At 62.9% G+C, this 26,206-nt stretch carries 28 protein-coding genes; 17 read left to right on the plus strand and 11 right to left on the minus strand.

The window, feature by feature from the left end; translation table 11 throughout:
* Nucleotides 1-115: 115 nt before the first annotated feature.
* From APH35_RS00230 to APH35_RS00240, 3 genes are all read right to left on the minus strand, one after another.
* Complete coding sequence (locus tag APH35_RS00230) at nucleotides 116-2,167, minus strand: putative bifunctional diguanylate cyclase/phosphodiesterase (protein WP_060494282.1); 2,052 nt, start codon at nucleotides 2,165-2,167, stop codon at nucleotides 116-118.
* A gap of 271 nt (nucleotides 2,168-2,438) precedes the next feature.
* On the minus strand, nucleotides 2,439-3,035 hold the full coding sequence (locus APH35_RS00235) for a superoxide dismutase (RefSeq protein WP_012274023.1): 597 nt from the start codon (nucleotides 3,033-3,035) through the stop codon (nucleotides 2,439-2,441).
* A gap of 238 nt (nucleotides 3,036-3,273) precedes the next feature.
* Entirely contained in the window at nucleotides 3,274-3,873 is a 600-nt protein-coding gene (locus APH35_RS00240) for a LysE/ArgO family amino acid transporter (protein ID WP_012274022.1), read from the minus strand.
* A gap of 100 nt (nucleotides 3,874-3,973) precedes the next feature.
* On the opposite strand from APH35_RS00240, the gene APH35_RS00245 reads away from it, so the two are divergent.
* From APH35_RS00245 to APH35_RS00255, 3 genes are all read left to right on the plus strand, one after another.
* Nucleotides 3,974-4,864, plus strand: coding sequence for a LysR family transcriptional regulator ArgP (locus APH35_RS00245; RefSeq protein WP_060514013.1), 891 nt, complete (start codon nucleotides 3,974-3,976; stop codon nucleotides 4,862-4,864).
* A 49-nt stretch (nucleotides 4,865-4,913) separates the two neighbouring features.
* The gene (locus tag APH35_RS00250) at nucleotides 4,914-5,909 is read left to right on the plus strand and encodes an NAD-dependent epimerase/dehydratase family protein (RefSeq protein ID WP_060514014.1); all 996 of its coding nucleotides are present in this window, start codon (nucleotides 4,914-4,916) and stop codon (nucleotides 5,907-5,909) included.
* An 87-nt stretch (nucleotides 5,910-5,996) separates the two neighbouring features.
* Nucleotides 5,997-6,866, plus strand: a complete 870-nt coding sequence (locus tag APH35_RS00255) for a hypothetical protein (RefSeq protein WP_012274019.1) — start codon at nucleotides 5,997-5,999, stop codon at nucleotides 6,864-6,866.
* 67 nt (nucleotides 6,867-6,933) lie between these two features.
* Here the strand turns inward: APH35_RS00255 and APH35_RS00260 are convergent, their stop codons facing one another.
* Nucleotides 6,934-7,983 (minus strand): alkene reductase, encoded by a 1,050-nt coding sequence (locus APH35_RS00260; protein WP_060514015.1) that lies wholly within the window; start codon nucleotides 7,981-7,983, stop codon nucleotides 6,934-6,936.
* Between the two features lie 17 nt (nucleotides 7,984-8,000).
* Nucleotides 8,001-8,303, minus strand: coding sequence for an ArsR/SmtB family transcription factor (locus APH35_RS00265; RefSeq protein WP_012274017.1), 303 nt, complete (start codon nucleotides 8,301-8,303; stop codon nucleotides 8,001-8,003).
* 149 nt (nucleotides 8,304-8,452) lie between these two features.
* Between APH35_RS00265 and APH35_RS00270 the strand changes: the two genes are divergently transcribed.
* Nucleotides 8,453-9,037: an acyl carrier protein phosphodiesterase gene (locus APH35_RS00270; protein ID WP_012274016.1), complete on the plus strand. Its 585-nt coding sequence runs from the start codon at nucleotides 8,453-8,455 to the stop codon at nucleotides 9,035-9,037.
* A gap of 61 nt (nucleotides 9,038-9,098) precedes the next feature.
* Here APH35_RS00270 and APH35_RS00275 read toward each other — a convergent pair whose 3' ends face one another.
* Complete coding sequence (locus APH35_RS00275; protein ID WP_012274015.1) at nucleotides 9,099-9,887, minus strand: lysophospholipid acyltransferase family protein; 789 nt, start codon at nucleotides 9,885-9,887, stop codon at nucleotides 9,099-9,101.
* Nucleotides 9,887-10,642: an L-ornithine N(alpha)-acyltransferase gene (olsB, locus tag APH35_RS00280; protein ID WP_060514016.1), complete on the minus strand. Its 756-nt coding sequence runs from the start codon at nucleotides 10,640-10,642 to the stop codon at nucleotides 9,887-9,889. The genes APH35_RS00275 and olsB overlap by 1 nt, the downstream gene beginning before the upstream one ends.
* Nucleotides 10,643-10,801: 159 nt before the next feature.
* Between olsB and APH35_RS00285 the strand changes: the two genes are divergently transcribed.
* The 6 genes from APH35_RS00285 (at nucleotide 10,802) to APH35_RS00310 (ending at nucleotide 15,556) form a co-directional block, all read left to right on the plus strand.
* A complete protein-coding gene (locus tag APH35_RS00285; RefSeq protein ID WP_012274013.1) occupies nucleotides 10,802-11,689 on the plus strand; it encodes a hypothetical protein in 888 nt (295 codons plus the stop codon).
* 76 nt (nucleotides 11,690-11,765) lie between these two features.
* Complete coding sequence (locus APH35_RS00290; protein ID WP_060514063.1) at nucleotides 11,766-12,848, plus strand: serine hydrolase domain-containing protein; 1,083 nt, start codon at nucleotides 11,766-11,768, stop codon at nucleotides 12,846-12,848.
* The gene (locus APH35_RS00295) at nucleotides 12,845-13,141 is read left to right on the plus strand and encodes a hypothetical protein (RefSeq protein ID WP_012274011.1); all 297 of its coding nucleotides are present in this window, start codon (nucleotides 12,845-12,847) and stop codon (nucleotides 13,139-13,141) included. The genes APH35_RS00290 and APH35_RS00295 overlap by 4 nt, the downstream gene beginning before the upstream one ends.
* A 44-nt stretch (nucleotides 13,142-13,185) precedes the next feature.
* Nucleotides 13,186-13,767 carry a YceI family protein gene (locus APH35_RS00300; protein WP_012274010.1) on the plus strand — a complete coding sequence of 194 codons (582 nt, stop codon included), beginning with the start codon at nucleotides 13,186-13,188 and terminating at the stop codon, nucleotides 13,765-13,767.
* Between the two features lies 1 nt (nucleotide 13,768).
* Nucleotides 13,769-14,926: a phospholipase D-like domain-containing protein gene (locus APH35_RS00305; protein ID WP_060514017.1), complete on the plus strand. Its 1,158-nt coding sequence runs from the start codon at nucleotides 13,769-13,771 to the stop codon at nucleotides 14,924-14,926.
* A 48-nt stretch (nucleotides 14,927-14,974) separates the two neighbouring features.
* Nucleotides 14,975-15,556 (plus strand): DJ-1/PfpI family protein, encoded by a 582-nt coding sequence (locus APH35_RS00310; RefSeq protein WP_171577218.1) that lies wholly within the window; start codon nucleotides 14,975-14,977, stop codon nucleotides 15,554-15,556.
* 69 nt (nucleotides 15,557-15,625) lie between these two features.
* Here the strand turns inward: APH35_RS00310 and APH35_RS00315 are convergent, their stop codons facing one another.
* A complete protein-coding gene (locus APH35_RS00315; protein WP_012274007.1) occupies nucleotides 15,626-16,024 on the minus strand; it encodes a nuclear transport factor 2 family protein in 399 nt (132 codons plus the stop codon).
* Between the two features lie 115 nt (nucleotides 16,025-16,139).
* Between APH35_RS00315 and APH35_RS00320 the strand changes: the two genes are divergently transcribed.
* Both APH35_RS00320 and APH35_RS00325 read left to right on the plus strand, forming a co-directional pair.
* Nucleotides 16,140-16,730, plus strand: coding sequence for a GNAT family N-acetyltransferase (locus APH35_RS00320; protein ID WP_012274006.1), 591 nt, complete (start codon nucleotides 16,140-16,142; stop codon nucleotides 16,728-16,730).
* Complete coding sequence (locus APH35_RS00325; RefSeq protein WP_012274005.1) at nucleotides 16,727-17,599, plus strand: carbon-nitrogen hydrolase family protein; 873 nt, start codon at nucleotides 16,727-16,729, stop codon at nucleotides 17,597-17,599. Before APH35_RS00320 ends, APH35_RS00325 begins: the two co-directional genes overlap by 4 nt.
* 103 nt (nucleotides 17,600-17,702) lie before the next feature.
* On the opposite strand, the gene APH35_RS00330 is transcribed toward APH35_RS00325, so the two are convergent.
* The gene (locus APH35_RS00330) at nucleotides 17,703-19,226 is read right to left on the minus strand and encodes a fumarate hydratase (RefSeq protein WP_012274004.1); all 1,524 of its coding nucleotides are present in this window, start codon (nucleotides 19,224-19,226) and stop codon (nucleotides 17,703-17,705) included.
* A gap of 249 nt (nucleotides 19,227-19,475) precedes the next feature.
* Between APH35_RS00330 and APH35_RS00335 the strand changes: the two genes are divergently transcribed.
* A complete protein-coding gene (locus APH35_RS00335) occupies nucleotides 19,476-20,396 on the plus strand; it encodes an iron-sulfur-binding ferredoxin reductase (RefSeq protein ID WP_060514018.1) in 921 nt (306 codons plus the stop codon).
* 41 nt (nucleotides 20,397-20,437) lie between these two features.
* Here the strand turns inward: APH35_RS00335 and pyk are convergent, their stop codons facing one another.
* Complete coding sequence (pyk, locus tag APH35_RS00340; protein ID WP_012274002.1) at nucleotides 20,438-21,892, minus strand: pyruvate kinase; 1,455 nt, start codon at nucleotides 21,890-21,892, stop codon at nucleotides 20,438-20,440.
* 179 nt (nucleotides 21,893-22,071) lie between these two features.
* Here pyk and APH35_RS00345 point away from each other — a divergent pair, with 179 nt between their 5' ends.
* The 3 genes from APH35_RS00345 to sbcB all read left to right on the plus strand — a co-directional run bounded on the left by APH35_RS00345 (nucleotide 22,072) and on the right by sbcB (nucleotide 24,432).
* Nucleotides 22,072-22,458: a hypothetical protein gene (locus APH35_RS00345; RefSeq protein WP_012274001.1), complete on the plus strand. Its 387-nt coding sequence runs from the start codon at nucleotides 22,072-22,074 to the stop codon at nucleotides 22,456-22,458.
* Between the two features lie 123 nt (nucleotides 22,459-22,581).
* Nucleotides 22,582-22,941 carry a PilZ domain-containing protein gene (locus APH35_RS00350; RefSeq protein WP_012274000.1) on the plus strand — a complete coding sequence of 120 codons (360 nt, stop codon included), beginning with the start codon at nucleotides 22,582-22,584 and terminating at the stop codon, nucleotides 22,939-22,941.
* 57 nt (nucleotides 22,942-22,998) lie between these two features.
* Entirely contained in the window at nucleotides 22,999-24,432 is a 1,434-nt protein-coding gene (gene sbcB, locus APH35_RS00355; protein ID WP_060494707.1) for an exodeoxyribonuclease I, read from the plus strand.
* A 72-nt stretch (nucleotides 24,433-24,504) separates the two neighbouring features.
* On the opposite strand, the gene mvaT is transcribed toward sbcB, so the two are convergent.
* A complete protein-coding gene (gene mvaT / locus APH35_RS00360; RefSeq protein WP_012273998.1) occupies nucleotides 24,505-24,882 on the minus strand; it encodes a histone-like nucleoid-structuring protein MvaT in 378 nt (125 codons plus the stop codon).
* Nucleotides 24,883-25,153: 271 nt separating this feature from the next.
* On the opposite strand from mvaT, the gene purU reads away from it, so the two are divergent.
* Nucleotides 25,154-26,005, plus strand: a complete 852-nt coding sequence (purU, locus tag APH35_RS00365; protein WP_012273997.1) for a formyltetrahydrofolate deformylase — start codon at nucleotides 25,154-25,156, stop codon at nucleotides 26,003-26,005.
* Nucleotides 26,006-26,206: the final 201 nt, after the last annotated feature.

The following is a 26,206-nucleotide window of genomic DNA, read 5'->3' on the forward strand; positions in this document are numbered from 1 at the left end:
GTGCGCCGTGGCACGCGAAACCGCAACATCATGCGAAAGATTTGCATTTGCTGTAAAGGGGCGGGCACGCAATTCATGTAATTCCCGGTCACAGCCTGTAACCGGGCAGGTGGGCTCAGAACATCGAAACCTGGTTGCGTTGCGCCTGCTTGAGGAAGTGGGTCAGCTCGCGGGCCGACAGCGGCTTGCTGTAGTGGTAACCCTGGCCCTCGTGGCAACCCTGGGCAACGATGTAGGTTTCTTGCTCGGCGGTTTCCACGCCTTCGGCGATTACCTGCATGCCCAGGCTCTTGCCCAGCTGGATGATGGCGCGAACGATGGTGGCGTCGTCATCGTCGTCGAGCAGGTCCTGGACGAAGCTCTTGTCGATCTTGATCTTGTCCAGCGGCAGCGATTTCAGGTAACTGAGCGATGAGTAGCCGGTGCCGAAGTCATCGATGGCAATCAGCGCCCCGGAGCGGCGCAGGCTCAGCAGGTGCTGGGCGGCGGTGCTGATGTCTTCCATCAGGCCGGTTTCGGTGACCTCCAGCTCCAGGCTGCGCGGCGGCAGGCGATAGGCCTGCAGCAGGTTGTTGACCACCCGTGGCAGCTCGCTGTGGTGCAACTGCACGGTGGACAGGTTGACTGCCATGCGCAGGTCGCTGAAGCCCTGGTCGTGCCATTCGCGCAATTGCCGGCAAGCCTGGTCCAGCACCCACTCGCCGATGCTGATGATGCTGCCGTTCTGCTCGGCCAGGGGGATGAACTGGTCGGGTGGCACCATGCCCAGCTCCGGGTGCTGCCAACGCAACAGCGCCTCTACGCCGACCACGCGGTGGTCGCGGTAGCTGATCTGTGGCTGATACACCAGGTACAGCTGGTTGCGCGGCAAGGCTTCACGCAGGTCCTTTTCCAGCTCGCGGCGGCGGCGCATCTCGCTGTCGACGCTGGCGATGTAGAACTGGTAGCGGTTGCGCGAACGGGCCTTGGCCAGGGTCATGGTCTGTTCGGCTTTCTGCAGCAGTTTCTCGGTGCTGTCGCCGTCTTCGGGGAACAGGGTGATGCCGATGGTGGCGCGCAGGCGGATCTGCTCGTGGTCGAGGTCGAACGGCACTTCCAGGTCGTCGAGGATGCTTTGCGCCAGTTCGGCCGCTTCGTAGGGCTGCTCGATATTGGCCTGCACCAGGGCGAACTGGTCGCCGCCCAACCGCGCCAGCGCGCCCAGGCGGCCGCTGTGGGCCCGCAGACGGTCGGCCAGGGCCAGCAGCAATTGGTCACCGACCTGGTAGCTGAACTGCTCGTTGATGCCCTTGAAGTCGTCCAGACCCACGCACAGTACCGCCACGCGATGCTGCAGGCGGCCGCCGTCGACAAGAATCTTGTCCAGTTGCTGCTGCAATTGCTGGCGGTTGGGCAGGCCGGTGAGGAAGTCGTACTGGGCCATGCGCTGCAGGCTGTTTTCCGCCTCGTGGCGCAGGTGGGTGTTGCGCTCGATCGAGGCCAGCAACTGGTTGGCGGTGTTCACCCACAGGCCCAGCTCGTTCTTCTCGTGGCCTTTGAGCAGCGGTAGCTGGTGCTGGCTGGGGCGGTCGGGGTTGATCTGGGTGAGGTGCTCGATGATCTTCGACAGCGGTTTGGTCAGCAGCCAGTGGTACACCAGATACAGCACCAGGCCCATGGCCAGGGCCCGCAGCACGCCGGAAATGAAGATGATCACCGCGTTGATCAGGAAGTCTTCACCGTAGGACGAGGTGTCCAGGGTAATGCTGAGGTCGCCGTAGTATTCGCTGTATGGGCCGCGGCCAACCAGTTGCGTGGTATAGGTGCGTTCCTGGCCGAGGATCAGGTCGGTGAGCCAGCGCATGGACATGTCCTGCAATGGACGTGACTTTTCTGCCAGCATGGTTTCGTTGGGGTGGCCAATGGAGGCCATGCGCACCGATTCGTCCTGGAACAGGCCTTCCATCACCTGCATGCCCATTTCGCGGTCGAGGCTGTACACCGCCTGGGTCGAAGGGTCGCGGAACATGTCGAGGATGCGCTGGGCATCATTGTTCACGGCCTGGCGGGTCTTGTAGGTGTCGTAGACGATTTGCGCACAGCTGAGCACGACGCCGACCGCCAGCGCCGACAGCAGCACGACCCTGAGCAACTTGACCGACAAGCTGTTCCGCAATTCCAGCTTCAATGGGGTTTCCTTAATCCATGCGCATGGCATCATTTTGCCATCAACGATGACGATACACTATCGGCCGATCATGAGCAGTGTATCGGTTGCCTGACCCCGCAACTTGAGTGCGCTGTATCAATCTTCCAGAGGTTTGATGTTAGCGCGCTATGCGGGCTGAGCAAGCAAAACCGTGCGTGCCTCTGTGGCTGCGGGTTACCCGTGAAGGGGGCCGGCACAGGCATAAAAAAACCCGGCACATGGCCGGGTCTTTTCATTCAGGGCTGAAGACTCAGGCCTTGAAGGTCTTGCCTTCGAACTGCTCGGCAACGAAGGCCCAGTTGACCAGGTTCCAGAACGCCTCGACGTACTTCGGACGCAGGTTGCGGTAGTCGATGTAGTAGGCGTGTTCCCAGACGTCGCAGGTCAGCAGCGGGGTATCGCCGCTGGTCAGCGGGCAGCCGGCGCCGATGGTGCTGGCCAGGGCCAGGGAACCGTCAGCTTTCTTCACCAGCCAACCCCAGCCGGAACCGAAGGTGCCAACCGAAGTCTTGGTGAATTCTTCCTTGAACTTGTCGAAGGAACCGAAAGCGGCGTTGATGGCGTCTGCCAGGGCACCGGTCGGCTGGCCACCGGCGTTAGGGGCCAGGCAGTTCCAGTAGAAGGTGTGGTTCCAGACCTGAGCGGCGTTGTTGAAGATGCCGCCCGAAGAGGTCTTGACGATCTCTTCCAGGGTCTTGCCTTCGAATTCGGTGCCTGGGACCAGGTTGTTCAGGTTCACGACATAGGTGTTGTGGTGCTTGTCGTGGTGAAACTCCAGGGTTTCCTTGGAGATGTGCGGCTGCAGGGCATCGTGGGCGTACGGCAGCGGCGGCAATTCAAAAGCCATGGTGGATCTCCTGATTCAGGTCTAGTTCGCGGTTTGCGCAGGGCCGATCACGGGCGGCCCTATGAGCGTCGGCGAGTTTGTACTCTTTGCGACGCAAGGGGTCGATCATAGCACCAGCCCCGGCGCATAACCACGCAACAAACATAGGGAATAGAGGTTCCAGAGCGGTTGGCGGTCGCCGACCAGTGGTGGTCGTTTTCAGGCCAGCAGGTGTGTGCCGGGCCTTGCAGGCCTGCGATCAGTTGAAGATCAACTGCGCTGCCACCGCGAACATCATCACCGCCACCATCAGGTCGAGCATGCGCCAGGTCGCCGGCCTTGCCAGCCATGGGGCCAGCCAGGCCGCGCCGATCGCCAGGGTCGAAAACCACAGCAGCGAGGCGCTGGCGGCGCCGGCCACGTAGGCGCCGGGGGCGGTCTGCTGGGCGCCCAGCGAGCCGATCAGCAACACCGTGTCGAGGTACACGTGCGGGTTTAGCAGGGTCACCGCCAGGGCGCTGAGCAGCACGGCACGGCGTGAGCGGGCGCCCTGGCCTTGCTGGTGCTGCAGGCTCTGCTTGGAGCAGGCGCTGCGCAGGGCCTTGGCGCCGTACCAGATCAGAAACACCGCGCCGCCCCAGCGTGCGACCGCCAGCAAGGTCGGGTTGTGCGCCAGCACGGTGGCCAGGCCGAACACCCCGGCTGCCACCAGGAGGGCATCACAGACGATGCACAGTGCCGCCACCGGCAGGTGATGCTCACGGCGCAGGCTTTGGGCAAGTACGAAGGCGTTCTGCGCGCCGATGGCCATGATCAGGCCGAAGGCCACCAGCATGCCGTTGAGGTAGCTTTGCCACATGGCTGGGCTCTCCAAAAAGGTCGTAAAAGATGCTGGCTATTGTGAGGTTCGGCACTGTATAAGAAAAACAAATAAAGCTGATCCGTCATTAGGAAAATCGATGTTCGACTACAAGCTCCTGGCCGCCCTCGCGGCGGTGATCGAACAAGGTGGTTTCGAGCGTGCGGCGCAAATACTGGGCTTGTCGCAATCGGCCATCTCCCAGCGCATCAAGCTGCTCGAAGCGCGGGTTGGGCAGCCGGTGCTGGTGCGTGCCACGCCACCCAGCCCGACCGAAGTCGGCCGCCAGTTGCTCAACCACGTGCAGCAGGTGCGCCTGCTTGAACGTGACTTGCAGCGCCAGGTGCCGGCGCTGGATGAAGAGGGCATGCCGGAGCGCCTGCGCATCGCCCTCAACGCCGATAGCCTGGCCACCTGGTGGGCCGGTGCGGTGGGCAATTTCTGTGCGCAACAGAACGTGCTGACCGACCTGGTGGTAGAAGACCAGGAGGTGGGCCTGAAACGCATGCGTGCTGGCGAAGTGGCGGCCTGCCTGTGTGGCAGTGAACGCCCGGTAGCCGGCGCACGCAGCCTGCTACTGGGGGCCATGCGTTACCGGGCGTTGGCCAGCCCCGGGTTCATGGCGCGGCATTTCCCCCACGGCTTCGTCGCCAGCCGCCTGGCCCGCACCCCGGCGATCGTGTACGGCCCGGATGATTTCCTGCAGCATCGCTACCTGGCATCGCTGGGCATCGAGGACGGCTTCCTGCACCACCTGTGCCCGTCATCCGAAGGCTTCCTGCGCATGACCGAAGCCGGGTTGGGGTGGGGCCTGGTGCCAGAACTGCAGGCCCAGGAGCAGCTGGCCAACGGGCAATTGGTGGAAATCTGCCGCGATACCCCTATCGATGTGCCGCTGTACTGGCATCATTGGCGCAATGGCGGGCAATTGCTCGCGCAACTGACCGACCACCTGCGGCACACCGCACGGCATTGGCTGGTGCCCTTGTAGCCACGGCTGGCGTCAGTTGCATCTGAAATCTGGCAAGACGGAGTGTTACATGCGAATTCTGGTCACCGGCGCGAGTGGCTTCATTGGTGGGCGCTTTGCGCGCTTCGCCCTGGAGCAGGGCCTGGACGTGCGCGTCAGCGGCCGCCGTGCCGAAGGGGTGGAGCACCTGGTCAAGCGCGGCGCCCAGTTCATCCCCGGCGACCTGGGCGATGCCGAGTTGGCCCGGCTTTTGTGCCAGGGCGTCGAGGCGGTGGTGCACTGTGCAGGCGCGGTGGGCAACTGGGGGCGTTATCAGGACTTCTACCAGGGCAACGTGGTGGTTACCGAGAACGTGGTCGAGGGCTGCCTGAAAGAGCATGTACGGCGCCTGGTTCATCTGTCTTCGCCGTCGATCTATTTCAATGGCCGTTCACGCCTGGACATCCGTGAAGACCAGGTGCCGCGCCGCTTCCACGACCACTATGGGCAAACCAAACACCTGGCCGAGCAAAAAGTGTTCGGTGCCCAGGAGTTCGGCCTCGAAGTATTGGCGCTGCGCCCGCGCTTCGTCACCGGCGCCGGTGATGCCAGCATTTTCCCGCGGCTGATGCAGATGCAGCGCAAAGGCCGTGTGGCGATCATCGGCAATGGCCTGAACAAGGTCGATTTCACCAGTGTGCACAACCTCAACGAGGCGCTGCTCAGTGCGCTGTTCGCTGATGAACGGGCGCTGGGCCAGGCTTACAACATCAGCAACGGGCAGCCGCTGCCGCTGTGGGACGTGGTCAACTACGTGATGCGCCAGATGCAGTTGCCACAGGTTACCCGCTACCGTTCCTACGGCCTGGCCTACAGCTTCGCCGCGCTGAACGAGGCGGCTTGCATGCTGTGGCCAGGGCGCCCGCAACCGACCTTGTCGCGCCTGGGCATGCAGGTGATGAGCCGTGATTTCACCCTGGATATCAGCCGCGCCCGGCAGTACCTGGACTACCAGCCCAAGGTCAGCCTGTGGACGGCGCTGGATGAATTCTGTGGCTGGTGGAAGCACTTGCCGCCGGGGCATTGAAGCCGCCCGGCGGACAATGGTCATCAACGCGCCGCGCTGGCGGTTTATACTCGTGCCTCTTTGCGACTACCGCGGTTGAATGTATCCATGCGTAACCATGCTCACGATGACTACGATGACGTGCCTACCTTGCGGGCGGGCACGGTTGATGATGACGAACTGATGCCGGCGCACGTGGTGCGCAGCCGCCAGAAGGCCGCCCGTGGGGCCAGCACGGCGCCGTTGTGGGCGTTGTTGTGCGCCTCGTTTATCGCGTTGGCGGGCTTGGGCTGGTGGAGCTTTCAGCAGATCTCGCTGATGGAGCAGCAACTGGTGGCGACCCAGGAGAGCTTTGCCCGCATCAGTGAAGAAGCGGCCGGGCGCCTGCAGGCGATCAGTGGCAAGGTGGAGGCCAGCGAATCCGGTGTGACTACCAGCAGCGAGGCGCTGAAGCTGCAGTTGCGTCAGCTGCAGCAGGGCGTGGCCGGGCAGACCGGTGATCTGGGCAAGCGCCTGGAGCAGGTGCTGGCCGATACCCGTGCACAGCAGAAAGCGGTGACTGAGCTGCAAGGCCAGTTGCAGGCGCAGTTGAAGTTGGTGAATGGTGAGCTGGCGGCGCTGCGTTCGGGGCAGGTTGATGGTGGCAAGCTGGATACCCAGTTCAAGGGTTTGAACGAGCAGGTTGCCGCGCTGAAGGCTGCGCAGGTGGATGGCGGCAAGCTGGACGTGCAACTCAAGAGCCTGGGTAGCGATGTGGCTGCCTTGAAGAAACAAGGCAACCCGAGTGCTGCTATCCAGAGCCTGGAGCAGGACATGTTGGTGCTCAAGAGCCAGATCGATAATCGTCCGGCTGCTTCGTCGGCAGGCGGTGCTTCGGTGCAGGAGTTCGATGCGTTCCGGGCGCAGATGACCCGCAACCTGAATACCTTGCAGAGCCAGATCCAGAACCTGCAGCAGCAGATCAACTCCCGTCCGTAACATGGCAGGGGAGGGCCTTGCCCTCCTTTCGCGGCACAAGGCCGCAAAGCGGCCCCGGCGAAATCAGTTACAACCGCGGATAATCGATATACCCCACCGGCCCCTTGCTATAGAAAGTGTCCGGCCGGGCGTCATTCAACGGCGCATCCGCCGCCAGCCGCGCCGGCAGGTCGGGGTTGGCGATGAACGGCACGCCGAACGCCACCGCATCGGCCTTGCCACTGGCCAGGGCCGCATTGGCACTGGCTTTGTCAAACCGCTCGTTGACGATGTACGGGCCGCCGAACGCTTCCTTGATCAGTTGGCCAATGCTGTCGTCGGCTTCCCGTTCCCGCGAGCAGATGAAGGCGATGCCGCGCTTGCCCAGCTCGCGCGCCACATAAGTGAAGGTTTCGGCGCGGTCGGCGTCGCCCATGTCGTGGGCGTCGGCACGCGGCGCCAGGTGCACGCCCACGCGGTTCGCGCCCCACACTTCAATGGCCGCATCGGTCACTTCCAGCAGCAGGCGCGCGCGGTTTTCCAGTGAGCAGCCGTAACGGTCGGTGCGCTGGTTGGTGCTGCTTTGCAGGAACTGGTCGAGCAGGTAACCGTTGGCACCGTGGATCTCCACACCATCGAAGCCGGCCGCCTTGGCATTTTCCGCGCCGCTGCGGTAGGCCTCGACGATGTCAGTGATTTCTTCGGTTTCCAGCGCACGCGGGGTGGGGTAGTCACTCAGTGGGCGTACCAGGCTGACATGGCCCTTGGCCTGGATCGCGCTGGGAGCCACCGGCAGTTCGCCATTCAGGTAGCTGGGGTGGGAGATGCGGCCCACGTGCCACAGCTGCAGGAAGATACGCCCGCCTGCGCCGTGTACGGCCTTGGTCACATTGTTCCAGCCACGAACTTGTTCATCGTTCCAGATACCGGGGGTATCCGGGTAGCCGACCCCCATGGCGCTGACCGAGGTCGCCTCGCTGAGAATCAGCCCGGCACTGGCACGCTGTACGTAGTACTCGGCCATCAGCGCATTGGGCACGCGCCCTTCATCGGCGCGGCAGCGGGTGAGCGGGGCCATGATGATGCGGTTGGGCAGTTGCAGGTCGCCCAGGGTGATCGGATCGAAAAGCGTGGTCATAGCGGTTACCTGCCTTGTCAAAGTGCTTGGCGCAGTTGTTCGAGGAACGCCTGGATGGTGTCTTCGTCGCGTTTGAAGAAGTGCCATTGGCCAATCTTCTGGCTGCTGATGAGCCCGGCGCGCTGCAAGGTGGCCAGGTGGGCAGAGACGGTCGACTGCGACAGGCCGCAGCGTTGGTCGATCTGCCCGGCGCACACACCGTTTTCGGTGCTGTGGTACTGGTCGGGAAACTGGGTTGCCGGGTCTTTCAGCCAGCTGAGGATTTCTCGCCTGACCGGATGGGCCAGCGCTTTTATGATTTCGTCGAGATCGAGTGGCATGGTTGAGGCTCGTTGTAGCGGCATATCGCGATAGGGCGAAATGTAAATCGCTGAATTCCGATATACAAATACGAAGGTGTTCTGAGCTGAGCACGAATCGGTATATCGCGTTATAACGATATACGCGCTGGCGGTGCTAGACTGCGTGCATGAATTACCTCGCACACTTGCACCTGGGCGGCCCGGCGCCGCAACAACTGCTTGGCAGCCTGTATGGCGACTTTGTCAAAGGCTCGCTGGAAGGGCGCTTTCCGCCTGCGCTGGAGGCGGCCATTCGGCTGCATCGGCATATCGACAGCTACACCGATCGGCACCCGTTGGTATTGGCGGCGCTGGCGCGTTTTCCGCGTGAGCGGCGGCGCTTTGCCGGCATTGTCCTGGATGTGTTCTTCGACCATTGCCTGGCGCGACATTGGCGTGATTATGCCGAGCAGCCACTGGCACAGTTCACTGGGGCGTTTTACCGGGTGCTGCTGGCAGAGCCACAACTGCCGGGGCGGCTGGCGCGGATTGCACCGTTCATGGCGGCGGATGACTGGCTGGGGGCCTATGGTGATTTCGCCACATTGGAGCAGGTGTTCAATGGCATTGCTCGGCGCCTGTCACGCCCTGAAGGGATGTCCGGGGTGATGGGCGAGCTGGAGCGGCTGTATGAGCCATTGCTGGCGGACTTCAGGGCGTTTTATCCGCAGTTGCAGGCCTTTGCGGCGGCGGGGCGGTTGTCTGACAGTTAGTTCTGTTTCGGCCTCTTCGCGGGCACGCCCGCGAAGAGGCCGGTAGCGATAGTGCGAAAAATCAGGCAGCCCGTGCCTGCCGCCGTGGCGCCAACTCAACTTCTTCAACCCCGAACAACGCCAAATGGATCGCCTGCTGTGCCTGCAACGCCAGCACCGCACGTTCCTTGCCCACACTACCAATCGGCTGCAGCAGGTGAATGCACACCTCGGCCCGCGGTTGTGCAAACAAGCGCATCAGGTGCGATACCAGGTCGTCATCACCGATGAACGGCGCAATCGGATCGAGCTGGCCATCGCGCAAATACTGGATAGCCACCGGCTGCACCGCCACACCTCGGTCGATGGCTCCGGCCAGCAGGCGGCCATGGAAGGTGCGCAAGGTGCGACCGTTGGTCGTGGTGCCTTCGGGGAAGATCAGCAGCGGTCGAGCCAGGCCCAACTGCCCGGCGATCTGTTCGCGCAGGCGCTGGCTGTCGCCACCGCCCCGACGAATGAAAAGCGTGCCGGCTTTTTCCGCCAGCCAGCCGGCCACCGGCCAGTGGCGCACTTCGGCCTTGGACAGAAACGACAGCGGCATCAGCATGCCCAGCAGAGGGATGTCGGCCCAGGACACATGGTTGCTGACCCACAGCATCGGCCGCTGCGGCAGCTCGCCGATGACTTTCACGTCGAAGGGCAGGGCAGCGACCAAGCGCTTCATGAACAGGCAGGTCCAGCGTTGACGGCGCTCGATCGGCGTCTTGAAGCCCAGTCGCTCGCTCAAGGCAATCATGCTGGCCATCAGCATGCCCAGCGCCAGTACCAGCAGCAGTCGAGTCAGGCGGGCCAACACCCGCAACTTCGGCATCAGACCGCCGCCTTGAAGTGGCGAGCGTAGCGTGGGCACAGTTCGTCGCTCTTGAGCAGGATGAACACGTCAGCCACCTGGAAGTCCTCGTCCCAGCATGGCTCGCCGCAAATCTTCGCGCCCAGGCGCATGTAGGCTTTGAGCAGCGGTGGCATTTCGGCAATGACGTTAGTGGGCAGGGCCAGCTTCGGCAGCGGGTTTTTCGGCTCGGCACGCAGGTGCTCGGTGCACAGGTAACGGTCACGCAGGCGCTGCATCACCGCATGGGCCTGCACGCCGCCGTCCTGCATGGGGATGCTGGCGCAGCCCATCAGGTAGCTGTAGCGACCCTCGTTGAGCACCTCGGCCAGTTCGCCCCAGAGCACGGCGATGGTGCCGCCGTTGCGGTAGTCGGGGGCCACGCAGGTACGGCCCAGTTCAAGGATCGGGCCTTGCAGTTGCAACAGGCCGTGCAGGCTGAATTCTTCTTCGCTGTAGAAACGGCCCAGGCTGCTGGCGGCCTGGTGGTCGAGCAGGCGGGTGGTGGCAACCAGTTCGCCGGTGCTCAGGTCGCGCACACCAATGTGGCGGCAGTGCACGTCGTAGTCGTCCATGTCCAGGCCCTGCTCGGCACCTTTGAGCTTGGCCTTGAATTCTGCGCTGAACACTTTGTAGCGCAGGGCCTGGGCTTCTTGCAGCGCCGCGGCGCCAACCAGGCGTTCGGCTTGCAGACGGCGTTCAGTGCTGTTGTCGCTAGCGTGAGCGATCCGAGTCATTGCGAGTCTCCATAAGCCAGCCATGAAGGGTTGCGGCCGGTCGGCTTTGTTGTGCAAAGTCAGCCTAGGTAGACGTGGTGTCACCCCTGTGAATCTTTGGTGATGCTTGCGTGACACCCCCTGAGCCTTCCCCGAAAGCCCCCAGCAAGGAGCTGTGCCATGGCCTGGTTGCAACGACTCAACGACCCGCTTCGCCACGCGCTGGCAGGCACCCTGGGCGAAACCTACGCCGGGCTGCTCGAGCGCCTCGGACCGGTTGCCCCGTTCGAACTCGCGGCACTGGGCGGGCGCGCGATGGCCACCCCTGGCCTGGCCTTTCTGGTGGGTTACCAGGCCGCTCTGCGGGTGCTTTGGCCCAGTGCGCCGCCCAGCCTTGGCGCCTTGTGTGCCACCGAGCGGCGCAGTGTGCGGCCAGCGGACATGCACACGCGGCTGGACGGCTTGCGGCTGACGGGCAGCAAGGACTTCGTTACCGCAGGCCTGGAGGCGGAGTGGTTGCTGGTGGCGGCGCGTAGCGAAGCGGCTGGTGCGGCGCCGCAACTGAACCTGGCGGTGGTTTATCCCGGTGAGCCGGGGGTGAAGCTGGAGCCACTGCCGACCCTGCCGCTGATGCCGGAAGTGGGCCATGGCCGATTGCTGCTGGAGCAGGCCGCGTGCGAGTTGCTGGCCGGTGACGGCTGGGATGCCTACGTGAAGCCGTTTCGCTCGCTGGAAGACTTGTATGTGCTCACGGCACTGACGGCCTGGTTGTATGGCGTGGGGCAGGAGAGCGCCTGGCCACAGGACTTGCGCCTGCAACTGCTGGGGTTGCTGGCAGGGTGTGCCGAGGGCAGCCGGCAGTGTGCTGACAGCACGGGTTGCCATTTGCTGCTGGGTGGGTTGTTCGCGCAGTTTCAGGCGTTGCGAGGGGCGATCGACGCGGCCTTGGCAGCAGGGCCGGTGCATTGGGCGCAAATCTGGCAGCGTGACCAAGGGGTGATGGCGTTGGCTGCGGCGGCGCGGGAGAAACGGTTGAACAAAGCTTGGGCGGCTGCCGGATTGTCATGAATGGCTGATAGCTTTGGGTGAACTTCTGAATCCTGGGGCCGCGTTGCTGCCCCAACAAAAGTGAGCCTGTATGGGGATGCTGAAAGGTCTGCTGCTGCTTTTGTGCATGGCCATGGCGCCCGCCTGGGCTGAAGAGTGGCCTGACCCGGAGTGGCACAGCGACCCTGCCGCATTCGATTGGCAAGCCGTCGACGCCTACGCCTTCCCCGAACGCGCCCCCTCCGAGCGTAGTGGCATCCGCACCGACGCCTTGCTGATCATCCGCGACGGCCGTATCGTCCACGAGCGCTACACCGCGCCCACCACTGCCGCCACCGCGCACCTGACCTGGTCGGTGAGCAAAAGCGTACTGGCCACGCTACTGGGGGTGGCCCAGGGCGAAGGCCGCTTTCAGCTGCAAGACGCGGTCAGCCGCTTCTATCCACCCATGCGCGCGCATCCGGGCGTGCGTATGGCCGACCTGCTGCACTGGGCCAGTGGCCTTGCCTGGCAGGAAGACTACGAGTACGCCCCGCTGAAATCCTCAGTGGTGGCCATGTTGTATACCCGTGGTCGTGCGGACATGGCGGCCTACACGGCCGCGCGGGGTACGTCGGCCAGCCCTGGGCAGCGATTTCTCTATTCCAGTGGCGACAGCAACCTGCTGGCCGCCGCGCTGCGCGGCATGCTCGATGCGGGCCAGTACCCGGATTACCCCTGGCAGGCACTGTTCACCCCGCTGGGTATCGACAGTGCGGTGTGGGAGCGTGACCGGGCAGGCACTTACGTGGGCTCTTCCTATCTGTACCTCAGTACCCGCGACCTGGCGCGTATCGGCCTGCTGATGCAGCGCGACGGCCGCTGGCAGGGCCGGCAACTGCTGCCCAAGGCCTGGATAGCCTTCAACCGCACACCGTTTGCCCAAGCCGAAGTGCTGAGCGGCGAGGCCAACCCTGGTGGGCACTGGTGGCTCAACCAGCCGCTGACCGACGCCCAACGGCCTTGGCCGAGTGCCCCCGCAGCTACCTTCGCCGCCCTTGGCCACTGGGGCCAGGCGCTGTACGTGCTACCGGAGCAAAAATTGGTGATCGTGCGTTACGCCGATGACCGCGACGGCAGCTATCAGCACGACGAACTGCTGAAGCGGGTGCTGGCGGCATTGGCCGGGGCGGGAGCATGAAGCGGTTAGCGCTGCTGGTGCTGGCGGGGCTGTTGTACTGGGCTTGGCAAGAGCGCCAGGCGCTGGCGGATTTCCCCGACATTCTCTCGGCCTACTCGGCCAAGGAATATTGTTCGTGCCGCTTTGTCATGGGCTTCGATCAGGCGTATTGCCACGGTTACGTGAAGCAATGGCTGCCGCTGACCCTGCTGGAAGAAAACAGCCGGCAGCGCCAAGTCACCGCAGAGGGTCTGGGGCGGCGCAACCAGGCCGCTTGGCAAGGCGCGCGCGAGGGCTGCCGCTTGCTGCCATGAAGGCAGGCGGGTAAGGTTGGCGGCTTGGTTTCACGAGATCTGTCATGTTCAAGCTGCCCCGTCTGTTACCCGCCTTGCTGCTGGCTTTGTGCCTGCCCGCCCATGCCAATTGGCACCTTGATGGCGAGTCTTCACGCCTGTCGTTCATTACCGGCAAGAACGGCGACACCGCCGAAGTGCATCGCTTTCTGGTGTTGCACGGTACGGTCGACCGCAAGGGTGTGGCGGGGTTGAGCATCGAGATGGACTCGGTGAGCAGCGGCATCCCGCTGCGTGACGAGCAGATGCGCGACAACCTGTTCGAGGTCGAGCGATTCGCCGAGGCCACAGTGAAGGCGCAGATCGACCTGCGGCCGATCAATGACCTGGCCGACGGTGCGCAGATCGAGTTGCGCCTGCCGCTAACGGTTACCCTGCATGGCCAGTCGCACAGCTACAACGCCCTGCTACTGGCCACCCGCCTGGATGCGCGGCGCTTCCAGGTTGTAACCCTCGAGCCGCTGCTGCTGCGTGCCGAGGATTTCGGCTTGCTGCCTGGGCTGGAAAGCCTGCGCAAGTTTGCCAAGTTGAAGTCCATCAACCCATCGGTGCCGGTGAGTGCGGTGCTGATTTTCACCGCTCGCTGACATGGCGGGGCCAGTCTTCCCCTGGCGGGATGGCAACCAGTTCGAATTGCTGATCGACGGCCCCGCGTTCTTTCCACGCATGCTCAATGCGATCGAGCACGCGGAGTTTCAGGTGGACCTGGAACTGTACCTGGTCGAGGCCGGCGCCTGTGCCGAGGCGGTGGTCGAAGCGCTGGAGCAGGCCGCCCGGCGCGGCGTGCGGGTGCGTTGCCTGTTTGACGACTACGGCTCATTGGCTTTCAACAGCGCGCTGCGCCAACGCCTGTCGGACGCCGGCGTGTACCTGCGCTGGTACAACCGCCTGCGCTGGAAGCGTGGCCTGCGCAACCTGTATCGCGACCACCGCAAACTGCTGCTGGTGGACGAGCGTTGGGCAGTGGTGGGGGGCACGGGCGTTACCGACGAATTCTGGACGCCGGGCGAAGCGACCAGCGAATGGCACGAAGTGATGGTGCAGATGCAGGGGCCAGTGGTGAACGACTGGCAGTTGCTGTTCGATCGCCAGTGGCACGCCAACAACCGCCGCACCGCCTGGCGCCCTGCCGAGGGCTTTGGCCTGCCGCGCCTGCCCAAGGTGCCCGCACAAGGGCAAGGCATGGGCCGGGTCGCTTATGCCGACGCCCGCCAGCACCAGGACATCCTGCATGCGCTGGTGAGGGCGCTGAACAGCGGCAAGCAACGGGTGTGGCTGGCCACACCGTACTTCCTGCCGACCTGGAGCGTGCGCCGCTCGTTGCGCCGGGCCGCCAGCAAGGGGCTGGACGTGCGCCTGCTGCTGACCGGCCCCCGCACCGACCATCCCTCGGTGCGCTACGCCGGGCATCGCTACTACCCACGCCTGCTGCGCGCCGGGGTGCGGATTTTCGAGTACCAGCCGTGCTTCCTGCACCTGAAAATGGCGGTGGTGGACGACTGGGTCAGCGTCGGTTCGTGCAACTTCGACCACTGGAACCTGCGCTTCAACCTTGAAGCCAACATCGAGGCGCTGGACCCATCGTTGACGGCGGCGGTGGTGGCCAGCTTCGAGCGCGATTTTGCCCAATGCGAGGAAGTCGACCTTGCCCATTGGCATGCGCGCCCTTTGTGGCGCAGGTTGAAACAACGGATCTGGGGCTGGCTCGATCGGTTGGTGGTCAACTTCCTCGACCGTCGGGACTGACAGCGGCTATCGTGCAGTGACTATTCACAGTTAACCGAAGGAGTGGGCGTGATGACGGCGAAGAAAATTCTCATGCTGGTGGGCGACTACGTTGAAGATTATGAGGCGATGGTGCCGTTTCAGGCCCTGAGCATGGTCGGCCACACAGTGCATGCGGTGTGCCCGGAAAAGCTGGCCGGGCAGACTGTGCGCACCGCGATTCATGACTTCGAGGGTGAGCAGACCTACAGCGAAAAGCCTGGGCACAACTTTGCCCTGAATTATGACTTCGTGCGGGTGCGGCCCGAAAGTTACGACGCATTGCTGATCCCGGGTGGCCGTGCGCCAGAGTACCTGCGCCTGGATGAAAAGGTGCTGGAGCTGGTGCGGGCGTTCGACCAGGCCGGCAAGCCGATTGCGGCGGTGTGCCATGGCGCTCAGCTGCTGGCGGCGGCCGGGGTGCTCGAGGGGCGTGAGTGCAGTGCGTACCCGGCATGTGCGCCGGAAGTGCGATTGGCGGGCGGTACGTTCATCGATATCGCAGTGGACCAGGCGCATGTGGACGGCAACCTGGTCACTGCCCCCGCATGGCCAGCGCATCCGGCGTGGCTGGCGGCCTTCCTCAAAGTGCTGGGTACCCGTATCGCCTGACCGGGCCCCTTCGCAGGCACGCCCGCTCCCGCAGGTTTACCACCGCCCCCGGGAGCAGGCGTGTCAGGCTTAGGCAACCTGCTCAACCCAGTCATTGAGGTTGTAGTAGTTGGTCACCCGGGCAATCTTGCCGCAGTGGATGTAGAAGAAAGCCCCCGCCGGCAGTACATAGGTCTGCCCGTTGGCAGTTGGCAGCCCTTGGTCATCGGCCAAGTATTCGCCATGCACGGTGAACTCCGCTGCCGCGCGGCTGCCATCGGCGTTTTGCATCACCACGATGTCGGCCAGACGTTCGCGGTAGCAGCGGTTCATCTTGTCCATGAACGCAGCAAACCTGGCCTTGCCCATCTGCCGCTCGCCCTGGTTGATGTCGTGGATCACGTCCTCGCTGAGCAGCGCCAGAAAGCCCGGCATGTCGCCGGCGTTGAAGGCGGCGTAGTAAGCATTTACCAGTTCGGTAGCGGTCATGGAACAATACCTGTCGTGTAGGGAAAAGGCGGGTCGTTGCCTCGGATGATAGGGTTTCCCCTCAAGCCCGGCTTAGCCGAGCGCGTCATCCACATCGACAAAACGACCGCCAAGCATGGAAATACGCCTGTTGCACGGCGCCGCTATCGCGCCTTACATCGATGACCTCGCTCGCCTGCGCCTTACCGTGTTCCGCGAGTTTCCCTACCTTTACGACGGCACCCCGGAGTATGAGGCTGACTACCTGTCCAACTACGCCCGCTCCGGGCGCAGCCTGGTAGTGCTGGCGCTGGACGACGGCAAGGTGGTCGGTGCCTCTACCGGCCTGCCGCTGGTGGATGTCGCGGCCGAATTCCAGCAGCCGTTCCTGGCCCAAGGCCGCGACCCCGCCAGTGTGTATTACTTTGGCGAATCGCTGGTGCTGCCCGAATACCGTGGCCAGGGCCTGGGGGTGCGCTTCTTCATCGAACGCGAGTCCTACGCGCACAAACTGGCCGAGTTCGATTACTGCGCGTTCTGCGCGGTGGAGCGGCCAGGCGTGCACCCGCGACGGCCAGCGGACTACAAACCCTTGCACGGCTTCTGGCGCAATCGCGGCTTTCTGCATGACCCGTCGCTACGCACCCGCTATGCCTGGCGCGACTTGGACGAACCGGAAAGCTCCGACAAGTTGATGTCGTTCTGGCTCAAGGCGCTGCCGATATGATTCGTATGGCGGCCTGCCAATACGCCATCGAACTGCATGAAACCTGGGACGCCTACGCCGATCACCTGCAACGCCTGTGTGCCGAGGCGGTAGAGGCGGGCGCTCGCTTGCTGTTGTTACCGGAGTACGCCGGGCTGGTGCTGAGTGGCCAGCTGAGTGCCGAGCAGCGAGGGGACCTGAAGGCTTCGATTGCCGGTATTCAGCCGCTGATCGAACCCTGGAAAGCACTGTGCGAGGGTCTTGCCCGGCGCTGGGGGATCTACCTGCAACCGGGTAGCGTGCCGGTGCTGGACAGCGATGGGCGCTACCGCAACCGTGCCTGGCTGTTCGGCCCCCAGGGTGTGCTGGGCTACCAGGAAAAACTGATGATGACCCGGTTCGAGCGCGAACAGTGGGACATCGCTGCAGGCCAGGGGCTGCAGGTGTTCGACACCGAATTGGGTCGGCTGGGGATTCTGATCTGTTATGACAATGAGTTCCCCATGCTGGCCCGGCGTTTGGCCGAGGCTGGTGCCGACCTGATCCTGGCGCCGAGCTGTACCGATACCGAGGCCGGTTACCACCGGGTACGCATTGGCGCCCAGGCGCGGGCGCTGGAGAACCAGATCGCCGTGTTGCAGAGCCCTACGGTTGGGTTGGCACCCTGGTCACCGGCGTTGGACGAGAATATTGGCCGGGCAGGGTTGTTCGTGCCGCCGGATCATGGGATGCCGGGGGATGGGGTGGTGGCGTTGAGTGAGGCGCTGAGCCCAGATTGCAGCCAGTGGCTGGTGTGTGAGGTGGACCTGGAGGAAGTGCGGCGGGTGAGGCGGGAAGGGCAGGTGTTTACCTGGCGGGACTGGCCGGAGCAGTTTGAAAGAGCCCTGTGATGACAGCAGTGGCCTCTTCGCGGGCAAGCCCGTTCCCACACGTACAGCGCAAGCCAGAAGGCTACGCGTTACCTGTGGGAGCGGGCGCCGCAGTTACATCTGGTTACTTCACTTCGACTGCCAGGCTTTGGGCAATCTTGCTCTGCCACAGGGCAGGGCCAGTGATGTGTACCGACTCACCGTTGCTATCGACGGCGACGGTAACCGGCATGTCCTTGACCTCGAACTCGTAGATCGCTTCCATGCCCAGCTCGGCGAAGGCCAGTACCTTCGACTTGCGGATGGCCTGGGCTACCAGGTAGGCAGCACCGCCAACGGCCATCAGGTACACGGCCTTGTTGTCCTTGATCGCCTCGATGGCGGTCGGGCCACGCTCGGACTTGCCGATCATGCCCAGCAGGCCGGTTTGCTCGAGGATCTGGCGGGTGAACTTGTCCATGCGAGTGGCGGTGGTCGGGCCGGCTGGGCCTACCACTTCGTCACCGACCGGGTCGACCGGGCCTACGTAGTAGATGAAGCGGCCTTTCAGGTCGACCGGCAGTTCTTCGCCACGGTTGAGCATTTCAACCATGCGCTTGTGCGCGGCATCGCGGCCGGTCAGCATCTTGCCGTTGAGCAGGATGGTTTCGCCCGGCTTCCAGCTGGCGACTTCTTCCGGGGTGATGTCGTCGAGGTTGACGCGACGGGCGCTCGGGCCAGCTTCCCAGACGATTTCCGGGTAGGCATCCAGCGACGGCGCTTCCAGTTCGGCCGGGCCGGAGCCATCGAGCACGAAGTGGGCGTGGCGGGTGGCGGCGCAGTTGGGGATCATGCACACCGGCAGGGAGGCGGCGTGGGTCGGGTAGTCCATGATCTTGACGTCGAGCACGGTGGTCAGGCCACCCAGGCCCTGGGCGCCGATGCCCAGCTGGTTGACCTTCTCGAACAGCTCCAGACGGATTTCTTCCAGGCGGTTTTGCGGGCCGCGGGCTTTCAGCTCATGGATGTCGATGGACTCCATCAACACTTCCTTGGCCATTACTGCGGCTTTCTCGGCGGTACCGCCGATGCCGATGCCGAGCATGCCAGGCGGGCACCAGCCAGCGCCCATGGTCGGCACGGTCTTCAGCACCCAGTCGACGATCGAGTCGGACGGGTTGAGCATGGCCATCTTCGACTTGTTCTCCGAGCCGCCGCCCTTGGCTGCGACATCGACCTCGACCTTGTCGCCGGGGACGATGGAGTAGTGGATCACTGCCGGGGTGTTGTCCTTGGTGTTCTTGCGGGCACCGGCCGGGTCGGCCAGGATCGAGGCGCGCAGGACGTTTTCAGGCAGGTTGTAGGCGCGACGCACACCTTCGTTGATCATGTCGTCGACGCTCAGGGTGGCGCCGTCCCAGCGTACGTCCATGCCCACGCGCACGAACACGGTGACGATACCGGTGTCCTGGCAGATCGGGCGGTGGCCGGTGGCGCACATGCGCGAGTTGATCAGGATCTGGGCGATGGAATCGCGTGCAGCAGGCGACTCTTCACGCAGATAGGCCTCGTGCATGGCCTGGATGAAATCGACGGGGTGGTAGTACGAGATGAATTGCAGGGCGTCGGCGACGCTCTGAATCAGGTCGTCTTGCTTGATCACGGTCATGCAGCGCGCTCCTCTTAAAGACGGGAACATTCAAAAAGACGCTCGACATTGCCGACCAGCATGTCGAAGCGCCTTGCAAGGCGCCGGCAGGTCAGGCCGACGGAAAAAGGCGCGGCAGTATAGCGCGCATCCGTGGCGGACACACCTGCGGCCGGTCTGGACCATGGTCGGCAGCGGTCAGGCATCCTTTTTGCTGGCGTGCTCTGCTTGGCTTACAGTGAGCCTGGGATAGCAGGAGAAGTACCGAACATGCCCGAAATTTGCGTGGGCGAGCACCGTTGGGCGGTGCCGACTGGCAGCAACCTGCTCGATGCCCTGAACGAGGCCGGGTTGAATGTGCCCTACAGCTGCCGCGCCGGCAGTTGCCATGCCTGCCTGGTGCACTGCCTGGCGGGGCAACCGTTGGATGCCTTGCCCGAGGCGCTGGCGCTTGACAAGCATGCCCAGGGCTGGCGCCTGGCCTGTCAGTGCCGTGTGGTCGAGGACCTGCGCCTGGTGCTGTTCGACCCTCGGCACGACGGTGTGCCGGCCAAGGTCAGTGCGCTGGACTGGTTCGGCGATGTGCTGCGTTTGCGCCTGCAGCCAGAGCGTGCGTTGCGCTATCAGGCGGGTCAGCATGTGGTGCTGTGGCTGGACGAGGTTGCACGGCCTTATTCCCTGGCCAGCCTGCCAGGTGAAGATGATCAACTTGAGTTTCATATCGACTGCCAGCGCCCTGGTGCCTTTTGTGACAAGGCGCGCGGTCTACGGGTTGGCGATGAAATGCGTCTGGGTGAATTGAGAGGGGGGGCTTTGCATTACGACCCGGACTGGCAGGAGCGGCCGCTGTGGTTGTTGGCAGCGGGCACCGGGTTGGCGCCATTGTGGGGCATCTTGCGCGAGGCGCTACGCCAGGGGCATCGGGGGGAAATTCGGCTGTTGCATGTGGCACGGGATCGGGCGGGGCACTATTTGGCGGAACCATTGCAGCAGTTGCCAGGGGTGAAAGTCGAGTTGGTGCTGGCGGAACAGATGGATGATGCGCTGGCCGGGTTGCGGCTGGCGTCACGGCAGACGGTGGCGCTGGTGTGCGGGGCGGCGGGGAGTGTGGAGCGTTTTGCCCGGCGGCTGTTCATTGCCGGGGTGCCACGGGGGCAGGTGTTTGCTGATGTGTTTGTCGAGCATGCCTGAATAGCAGGGGGCCGCAAAGCGGCCCCCTTTGTAGCAGCAGATCAACCGACCAGCGGGTCACCGACATGCAGGATCTTCATGCCGTTGGTGCCACCGATGGTGTGGTAGCTGTCACCCTTGGTCAGGATCACCCAGTCACCTTGCTGCACCAGGCCACGCTTGAGCAGCTCGTCCACGGCTGCCTGGCTCACCTTGTCGGCCGGCAGCGAAGCCGGGTCGAAGGCAATCGGGTACACGCCACGGAACATGTTGGCGCGCGCCTGGGTAGCGCGGTGCGGCGACAGGGCGAAGATCGGCACGTGCGAACGCAGGCGCGACATGATCAGCGGGGTGTAGCCGCTTTCGGTCAGGGCGATGATCGCCTTCACGCCCGGGAAGTGGTTGGCGGTGTACATGGCCGCCAAGGCGATGCTTTCGTCGCAGCGCTCGAAGGTGGTGTGCAGGCGGTGGCTGGACTTCTGGCTGGTCGGGTGCTTTTCGGCACCCAGGCAGATGCGGGCCATGGCCTGGACGGCTTCGATCGGGTAGGAACCTGCGGCGCTTTCGGCCGACAGCATCACCGCGTCGGTGTTGTCCAGCACGGCGTTGGCCACGTCGGACACTTCGGCACGGGTCGGCATCGGGTTCTGGATCATCGACTCCATCATCTGGGTCGCCACGATCACCGCCTTGTTGTTGCGGCGGGCGTGCTGGATGATCTTCTTCTGGATGGCGATCAGCTCGGCGTCGCCGATTTCCACGCCCAGGTCGCCACGGGCAACCATCACTGCGTCGGAGGCGGCGATCAGCTTGTCGAGGGTCTCGTCGTCGGCAACCGCTTCGGCGCGTTCGATCTTGGCCACCAGCCAGGCGCTGCCGCCGGACTCGTCACGCAGCTTGCGCGCGTATTCCATGTCGCTGGCGTCACGTGGGAAGGATACGGCCAGGTAGTCCAGGTCCATTTCCGCGGCCAGCTTGATGTCGGCCTTGTCTTTTTCGGTCAGGGCCGGTGCGGTCAGGCCGCCACCTTTACGGTTGATGCCTTTGTGGTCCGACAGCGGGCCACCGATGATCACCACGCAGTGCAGGGCGTCTGCAGTGGCGGTTTCGACGCGCATGACCACGCGACCATCGTCGAGCAGCAGCTCGTCACCAACGCCGCAGTCCTTGACCAGGTCGGGGTAGTCGATACCGACGATGTCCTGGTTGCCTTCGGTCAGCGGGTGGGCGGTGGAGAAGGTGAACTTGTCACCGATCTTCAATTCGATGCGCTTGTTGGCGAACTTGGCGATGCGGATCTTCGGACCCTGCAGGTCGCCCAGCAATGCAACATGGCGGCCGTTCTTGGCGGCGATGTCACGGATCAGGCGCGCGCGGGCCTTGTGCTCGTCCGGCGTGCCGTGGGAGAAGTTCAGGCGTGCCACGTCCAGGCCGGCAAGGATCAGCTGTTCGATCACTTCCGGCGAGTTGCTGGCGGGGCCAAGGGTGGCGACGATTTTGGTACGGCGGATGCTCATGCACAAACTCCTATAGTGAAGCGCAGCGAAAGGCTACTCCTGAATCTCGCTGTAGTCATTGTTCCGTTGCACTACCTGCGACCAAGGCAGGGTGGCATTTGAACGGGCAGGGTATCCTTGCAAAAGGGTGTGAAGATTTGCAGGCAAACGCCGATACACTGGCATCAAAGGAGATCCCCATGCGAGCCCTGATCGTTTTAGCCCTGGCCGTCAGCGCCGTCGGCTGCACCCGCTGGTCGATGGACCACCACCTGAACAATGCCTACCGCGCTTACGACCGGGGCGATTGTGCACGCGTCATGCTCGAGTTGTCGCAGGTTGACCGCACCAGCCGTGCACGGCCGTTCATCCACCCCGAGGTATCGTTGCTGCGCGGCCAGTGCCTGGAGCGCCAGGCGTTGTACGTGGATGCTGCGCAGACTTACCAGTACTTGATCCAGCAGTACCCGGGCAACGAGTACGCCTATCGTGCCCAGGCGCGCCTGCAGACGCTGGAAAAACTCGGCCATGTGCGCGGCGTTGAAGCGGCCGTGGCCAGCCCGGTGACGACCGCACCTTGGCGCTAACACCAAGGTGTGGTTTATTTCACGAGATTTGCTGCGCGCGCTGCGCTAATCTGTAACTCAGCTGTTACAACAACCGCCAGTACCTTGTATTCCTGGCATCAGGTACGGAATACACTCGCGATCATGTTCAACAAGCGCCACATCGAACGTCATCAACTGCCTTGCGTCCTCAAGGTGTTCAACCGTTTTACCGGTCAGGAACTCGGTCAGCTGGGCAATGCCTCCGAAGATGGCTTGATGGTCATCAGCCAGCTACCCGTGCTGGTCGGGCCTGATTACGAGCTGCAACTGCGCATGCCACTGGCTGGCGGCGGGCACCAGTTCGTCAACCTCACCGCCAGTTGCCTGTGGTGCCGCGAGGACCAGACGCCGGGGCACTACGATTCGGGCTTCATGCTGCTGCAGTCTCCACGCGAGTACGATGATTTCGTGCGCTCGCTGCGCGAGTATTTCAGTTTCCGCCCCGCCAACGCTCGCGTCTGAACCTTGGCTTTCTAGAATCGCGCTAGAATCGGGTCGACCTCGATACAGGACGACCCCGTGAGCTCCAGCATTTTCTGGCACGACTACGAAACCACTGGCATCAACCCGCGCTGCGATCGGCCGCTGCAGGTGGCTGGTGTGCGCACTGACTTCGACCTCAACGAAATCGACGAGCCGATCAGCCTTTATTGCCGGCCCTCGGACGATATCCTGCCGCACCCGGCGGCCTGCCTGGTAACCGGCATCACCCCGCAGTTGCTGGCTGAGCAGGGCCTGTGCGAAGCCGAGTTCATGACCCAGGTGCACGCACAACTGGCGCAGCCGGGTACCTGTGGCGCGGGCTACAACACGCTGCGCTTCGACGATGAAGTGACCCGCTACAGTTTGTACCGCAATTTTTTCGACCCCTATGCCCGTGAGTGGCAGGGCGGTAACAGCCGCTGGGACCTGATCGACATCGTGCGCACCGCCTATGCCCTGCGCCCGGATGGCATCCAATGGCCGCAGCAGGACGGGCGCACCAGCCTGCGCCTGGAACTGCTGAGCAAGGCCAATGGCATTGACCACGGGCATGCCCACGAAGCGCTTTCCGACGTGCGGGCAACCATTGCCCTGGCCCGCCTGATTCGGCAGAAACAGCCCAAGTTGTATGACTGGCTGTTCCAGTTGCGCAGCAAGCATAAAGTGATGGAGCAAATTCGTTTGTTGCAGCCCCTGGTGCATATATCCGGGCGTTTTTCTGCGGCGCGTAATTACCTGGGTGTCGTATTGCCACTGGCCTGGCACCCGCGTAATCGCAATGCGCTGATTGTCTGCGACCTGCACCATGAAACCCTACCGTTACTACGGGAAAGTGCTGAAGTTCTGCGTCAGCGCTTGTACACCCGTCATGATGAATTGGCCGAAGGTGAATTACCGGTACCGCTCAAATTGGTGCAGATCAATCGCTGCCCGGTACTGGCGCCGCTGTCGGTATTGCGCCCGGCCGATCAACAACGGTTGGGTCTGGACTTGACGTTGTTACAATCGCGCGGTGAACAGTTGGCCAATCAACAGGCGCAATGGCAAGACAAGCTGGAACACATCTATGGCAAGGATGAGTTCGCCCCGAGTGAAGACCCGGAACAGCAGTTGTATGAGGGATTTATCGGTGACCGCGACCGGCGTTTATGCGAGCAAGTTCGTGCGCTGGAACCGGCGCAGTTGAGCCGTGGCCACTGGATGTTCGATGACCCGCGTTTGCCGGAGCTGTTGTTCCGTTATCGGGCTCGTAACTTCCCTGAAACCTTGACCAGCGAAGAGCGGCATCGGTGGTACGGCTTCTGCCAGCAACGCCTGAGCGACCCGCAGTGGGGCGCACCCAATACCCTGGGCGACTTTGAACAGGCGCGCCAGCAAGCCTGGCAGGGGGCCGACGAGGCGGGCCGGCGAGTGCTCGAGGCCTGGCAAGTGCATGCCCGTCAATTGCAGGCACAATTTGCAATTGGCTGATGGTAGGTAAACAAAAACGCCGGCAATGTGCCGGCGTTTTTGTTGTGTGAAGCAAACGGTGTATGCGGACTATCAGTCCAGCAGGGTTGCCCAGCTTTCGACCACATCGCCGCCCCAAGTGGCTTTCCACTCTTTCAGGGTTTTGTGGTTGCCGCCTTTGGTTTCGATCACTTCACCGTTGTGCGGGTTTTTGTATTGCTTGACCTTACGTGCACGCTTGGTGGCGGTAGTCTTGACCGCGCCACGCGGTGCTTTGCTCAGTTTCGACTCTGGGTCGAGCAGGGCAATCACGTCGCGCAGCGACTTGGAGTACTCGCCCATCAGTGTGCGCAGTTTGCCTTCGAACTCCAGTTCTTTCTTCAGCTTGTCATCCTGCGACAGGTTGGCCAGGCGGGCCTGAAGTTCCTTGATGGCTTCTTCGGTAGCGCGGTACTCGTTGATCAGGGACATGGAGTGTTCCTTAATGCGTGTTCAGAAATGTGTGGGGCAATAATAGACAGGCGATACTCGCAAGTAAACATAAGATTGGACCATTAACTGTTAATTAAGCTGTGACAACATTTCTCAACGTGAACAAAATTTTACATAAAGCCCATGTCTGCCAGACGCTGCCCGTGCATCGATTTGGGCCTGCATATGCCATCGTGGCTGCGATCAATACTGCGCTTTTGCTGGCGTGCCGCTAGAATGGGCGCCTTTGCGAAGTTCTGGAGTCTCATTCATGCGCACCTATCGTCTGGTGATCGCCTGCCCCGACCGTGTAGGCATCGTGGCGAAAGTCAGTAATTTCCTGGCCTTGTACAATGGCTGGATCAACGAAGCCAGCCACCACTCCGATGAGCAGAGCGGTTGGTTCTTCATGCGCCATGAAATCCGCGCTGAATCTCTGCCGTTCGGTATCGAAGCTTTCCGTGAGGCGTTTGCGCCAATCGCCGAAGAGTTCTCCATGGCCTGGCGCATTACCGACTCGGCGCAGAAAAAACGCGTGGTACTGATGGCCAGCCGTGAGTCTCACTGCCTGGCAGACTTGCTGCACCGCTGGCACACCGATGAGCTGGACTGCGAGATCCCTTGCGTGATCTCCAACCATAATGATTTGCGCAGCATGGTCGAGTGGCACGGTATTCCGTTCTTCCATGTGCCGGTCGATCCCAAGGACAAGGCCCCGGCCTTCGCCGAGGTGTCGCGCCTGGTGCAGGAGCACGCCGCCGACGTGGTGGTACTGGCCCGCTATATGCAAATCCTGCCGCCGCAACTGTGCCGGGACTATGCAGAGAAGGTCATCAACATTCACCACAGCTTCCTGCCTTCGTTCGTCGGCGCCAAGCCGTACCACCAGGCCGCCCTGCGTGGCGTGAAGCTGATCGGTGCGACCTGCCACTACGTCACCGAAGAGCTGGACGCCGGCCCGATCATCGAGCAGGACGTGGTGCGTGTCAGCCATGCCGACAGCATCGAGGACATGGTCCGCTTTGGCCGTGATGTGGAGAAGATGGTGCTGGCCCGTGGCCTGCGCTATCACCTGGAAGACCGCGTGCTGGTGCATGGCAACAAGACTGTCGTGTTTGACTGAAACAGCAGGTTGCCTGTGGGATTTTTGGGCCGCAAAGCGGCCCCAAAAATCTTGAAAGGATCGCTAATGGCCAAGCAGCGCAATGCCCCAACCGCTTCACCCCCACCCACCCTTGGCGAAGGGTGCCTGGCCCGTTACGACCCCGAAGCCCTGGACGAAACCGACGGCACCGACTTCCCAGGCGCCGCCGAACTCTGGCAA

The organism is Pseudomonas sp. NBRC 111132 (assembly GCF_001320565.1).
GTDB classification, from domain to species: Bacteria; Pseudomonadota; Gammaproteobacteria; order Pseudomonadales; family Pseudomonadaceae; genus Aquipseudomonas; species Aquipseudomonas putida_P.

Bases quoted from the DNA above. Each gene is read 5' to 3' on its own strand.
- APH35_RS00330 (WP_012274004.1), bottom strand. From the start codon at position 19,226: ATGACCGTGATCAAGCAAGACGACCTGATTCAGAGCGTCGCCGACGCC.
- APH35_RS00285 (WP_012274013.1), top strand. From the start codon at position 10,802: ATGGCCTGGTTGCAACGACTCAACGACCCGCTTCGCCACGCGCTGGCA.
- APH35_RS00325 (WP_012274005.1), top strand. From the start codon at position 16,727: ATGATTCGTATGGCGGCCTGCCAATACGCCATCGAACTGCATGAAACC.
- purU (WP_012273997.1), top strand. From the start codon at position 25,154: ATGCGCACCTATCGTCTGGTGATCGCCTGCCCCGACCGTGTAGGCATC.
- APH35_RS00290 (WP_060514063.1), top strand. From the start codon at position 11,766: ATGCTGAAAGGTCTGCTGCTGCTTTTGTGCATGGCCATGGCGCCCGCC.
- APH35_RS00305 (WP_060514017.1), top strand. From the start codon at position 13,769: ATGGCGGGGCCAGTCTTCCCCTGGCGGGATGGCAACCAGTTCGAATTG.
- APH35_RS00315 (WP_012274007.1), bottom strand. From the start codon at position 16,024: ATGACCGCTACCGAACTGGTAAATGCTTACTACGCCGCCTTCAACGCC.
- pyk (WP_012274002.1), bottom strand. From the start codon at position 21,892: ATGAGCATCCGCCGTACCAAAATCGTCGCCACCCTTGGCCCCGCCAGC.
- APH35_RS00320 (WP_012274006.1), top strand. From the start codon at position 16,140: ATGGAAATACGCCTGTTGCACGGCGCCGCTATCGCGCCTTACATCGAT.
- mvaT (WP_012273998.1), bottom strand. From the start codon at position 24,882: ATGTCCCTGATCAACGAGTACCGCGCTACCGAAGAAGCCATCAAGGAA.
- APH35_RS00260 (WP_060514015.1), bottom strand. From the start codon at position 7,983: ATGACCACGCTTTTCGATCCGATCACCCTGGGCGACCTGCAACTGCCC.
- olsB (WP_060514016.1), bottom strand. From the start codon at position 10,642: ATGACTCGGATCGCTCACGCTAGCGACAACAGCACTGAACGCCGTCTG.
- APH35_RS00295 (WP_012274011.1), top strand. From the start codon at position 12,845: ATGAAGCGGTTAGCGCTGCTGGTGCTGGCGGGGCTGTTGTACTGGGCT.
- APH35_RS00270 (WP_012274016.1), top strand. From the start codon at position 8,453: ATGAATTACCTCGCACACTTGCACCTGGGCGGCCCGGCGCCGCAACAA.
- APH35_RS00345 (WP_012274001.1), top strand. From the start codon at position 22,072: ATGCGAGCCCTGATCGTTTTAGCCCTGGCCGTCAGCGCCGTCGGCTGC.
- APH35_RS00265 (WP_012274017.1), bottom strand. From the start codon at position 8,303: ATGCCACTCGATCTCGACGAAATCATAAAAGCGCTGGCCCATCCGGTC.
- APH35_RS00300 (WP_012274010.1), top strand. From the start codon at position 13,186: ATGTTCAAGCTGCCCCGTCTGTTACCCGCCTTGCTGCTGGCTTTGTGC.
- APH35_RS00245 (WP_060514013.1), top strand. From the start codon at position 3,974: ATGTTCGACTACAAGCTCCTGGCCGCCCTCGCGGCGGTGATCGAACAA.
- APH35_RS00275 (WP_012274015.1), bottom strand. From the start codon at position 9,887: ATGCCGAAGTTGCGGGTGTTGGCCCGCCTGACTCGACTGCTGCTGGTA.
- APH35_RS00250 (WP_060514014.1), top strand. From the start codon at position 4,914: ATGCGAATTCTGGTCACCGGCGCGAGTGGCTTCATTGGTGGGCGCTTT.
- APH35_RS00335 (WP_060514018.1), top strand. From the start codon at position 19,476: ATGCCCGAAATTTGCGTGGGCGAGCACCGTTGGGCGGTGCCGACTGGC.
- APH35_RS00255 (WP_012274019.1), top strand. From the start codon at position 5,997: ATGCGTAACCATGCTCACGATGACTACGATGACGTGCCTACCTTGCGG.
- APH35_RS00350 (WP_012274000.1), top strand. From the start codon at position 22,582: ATGTTCAACAAGCGCCACATCGAACGTCATCAACTGCCTTGCGTCCTC.
- APH35_RS00240 (WP_012274022.1), bottom strand. From the start codon at position 3,873: ATGTGGCAAAGCTACCTCAACGGCATGCTGGTGGCCTTCGGCCTGATC.
- APH35_RS00235 (WP_012274023.1), bottom strand. From the start codon at position 3,035: ATGGCTTTTGAATTGCCGCCGCTGCCGTACGCCCACGATGCCCTGCAG.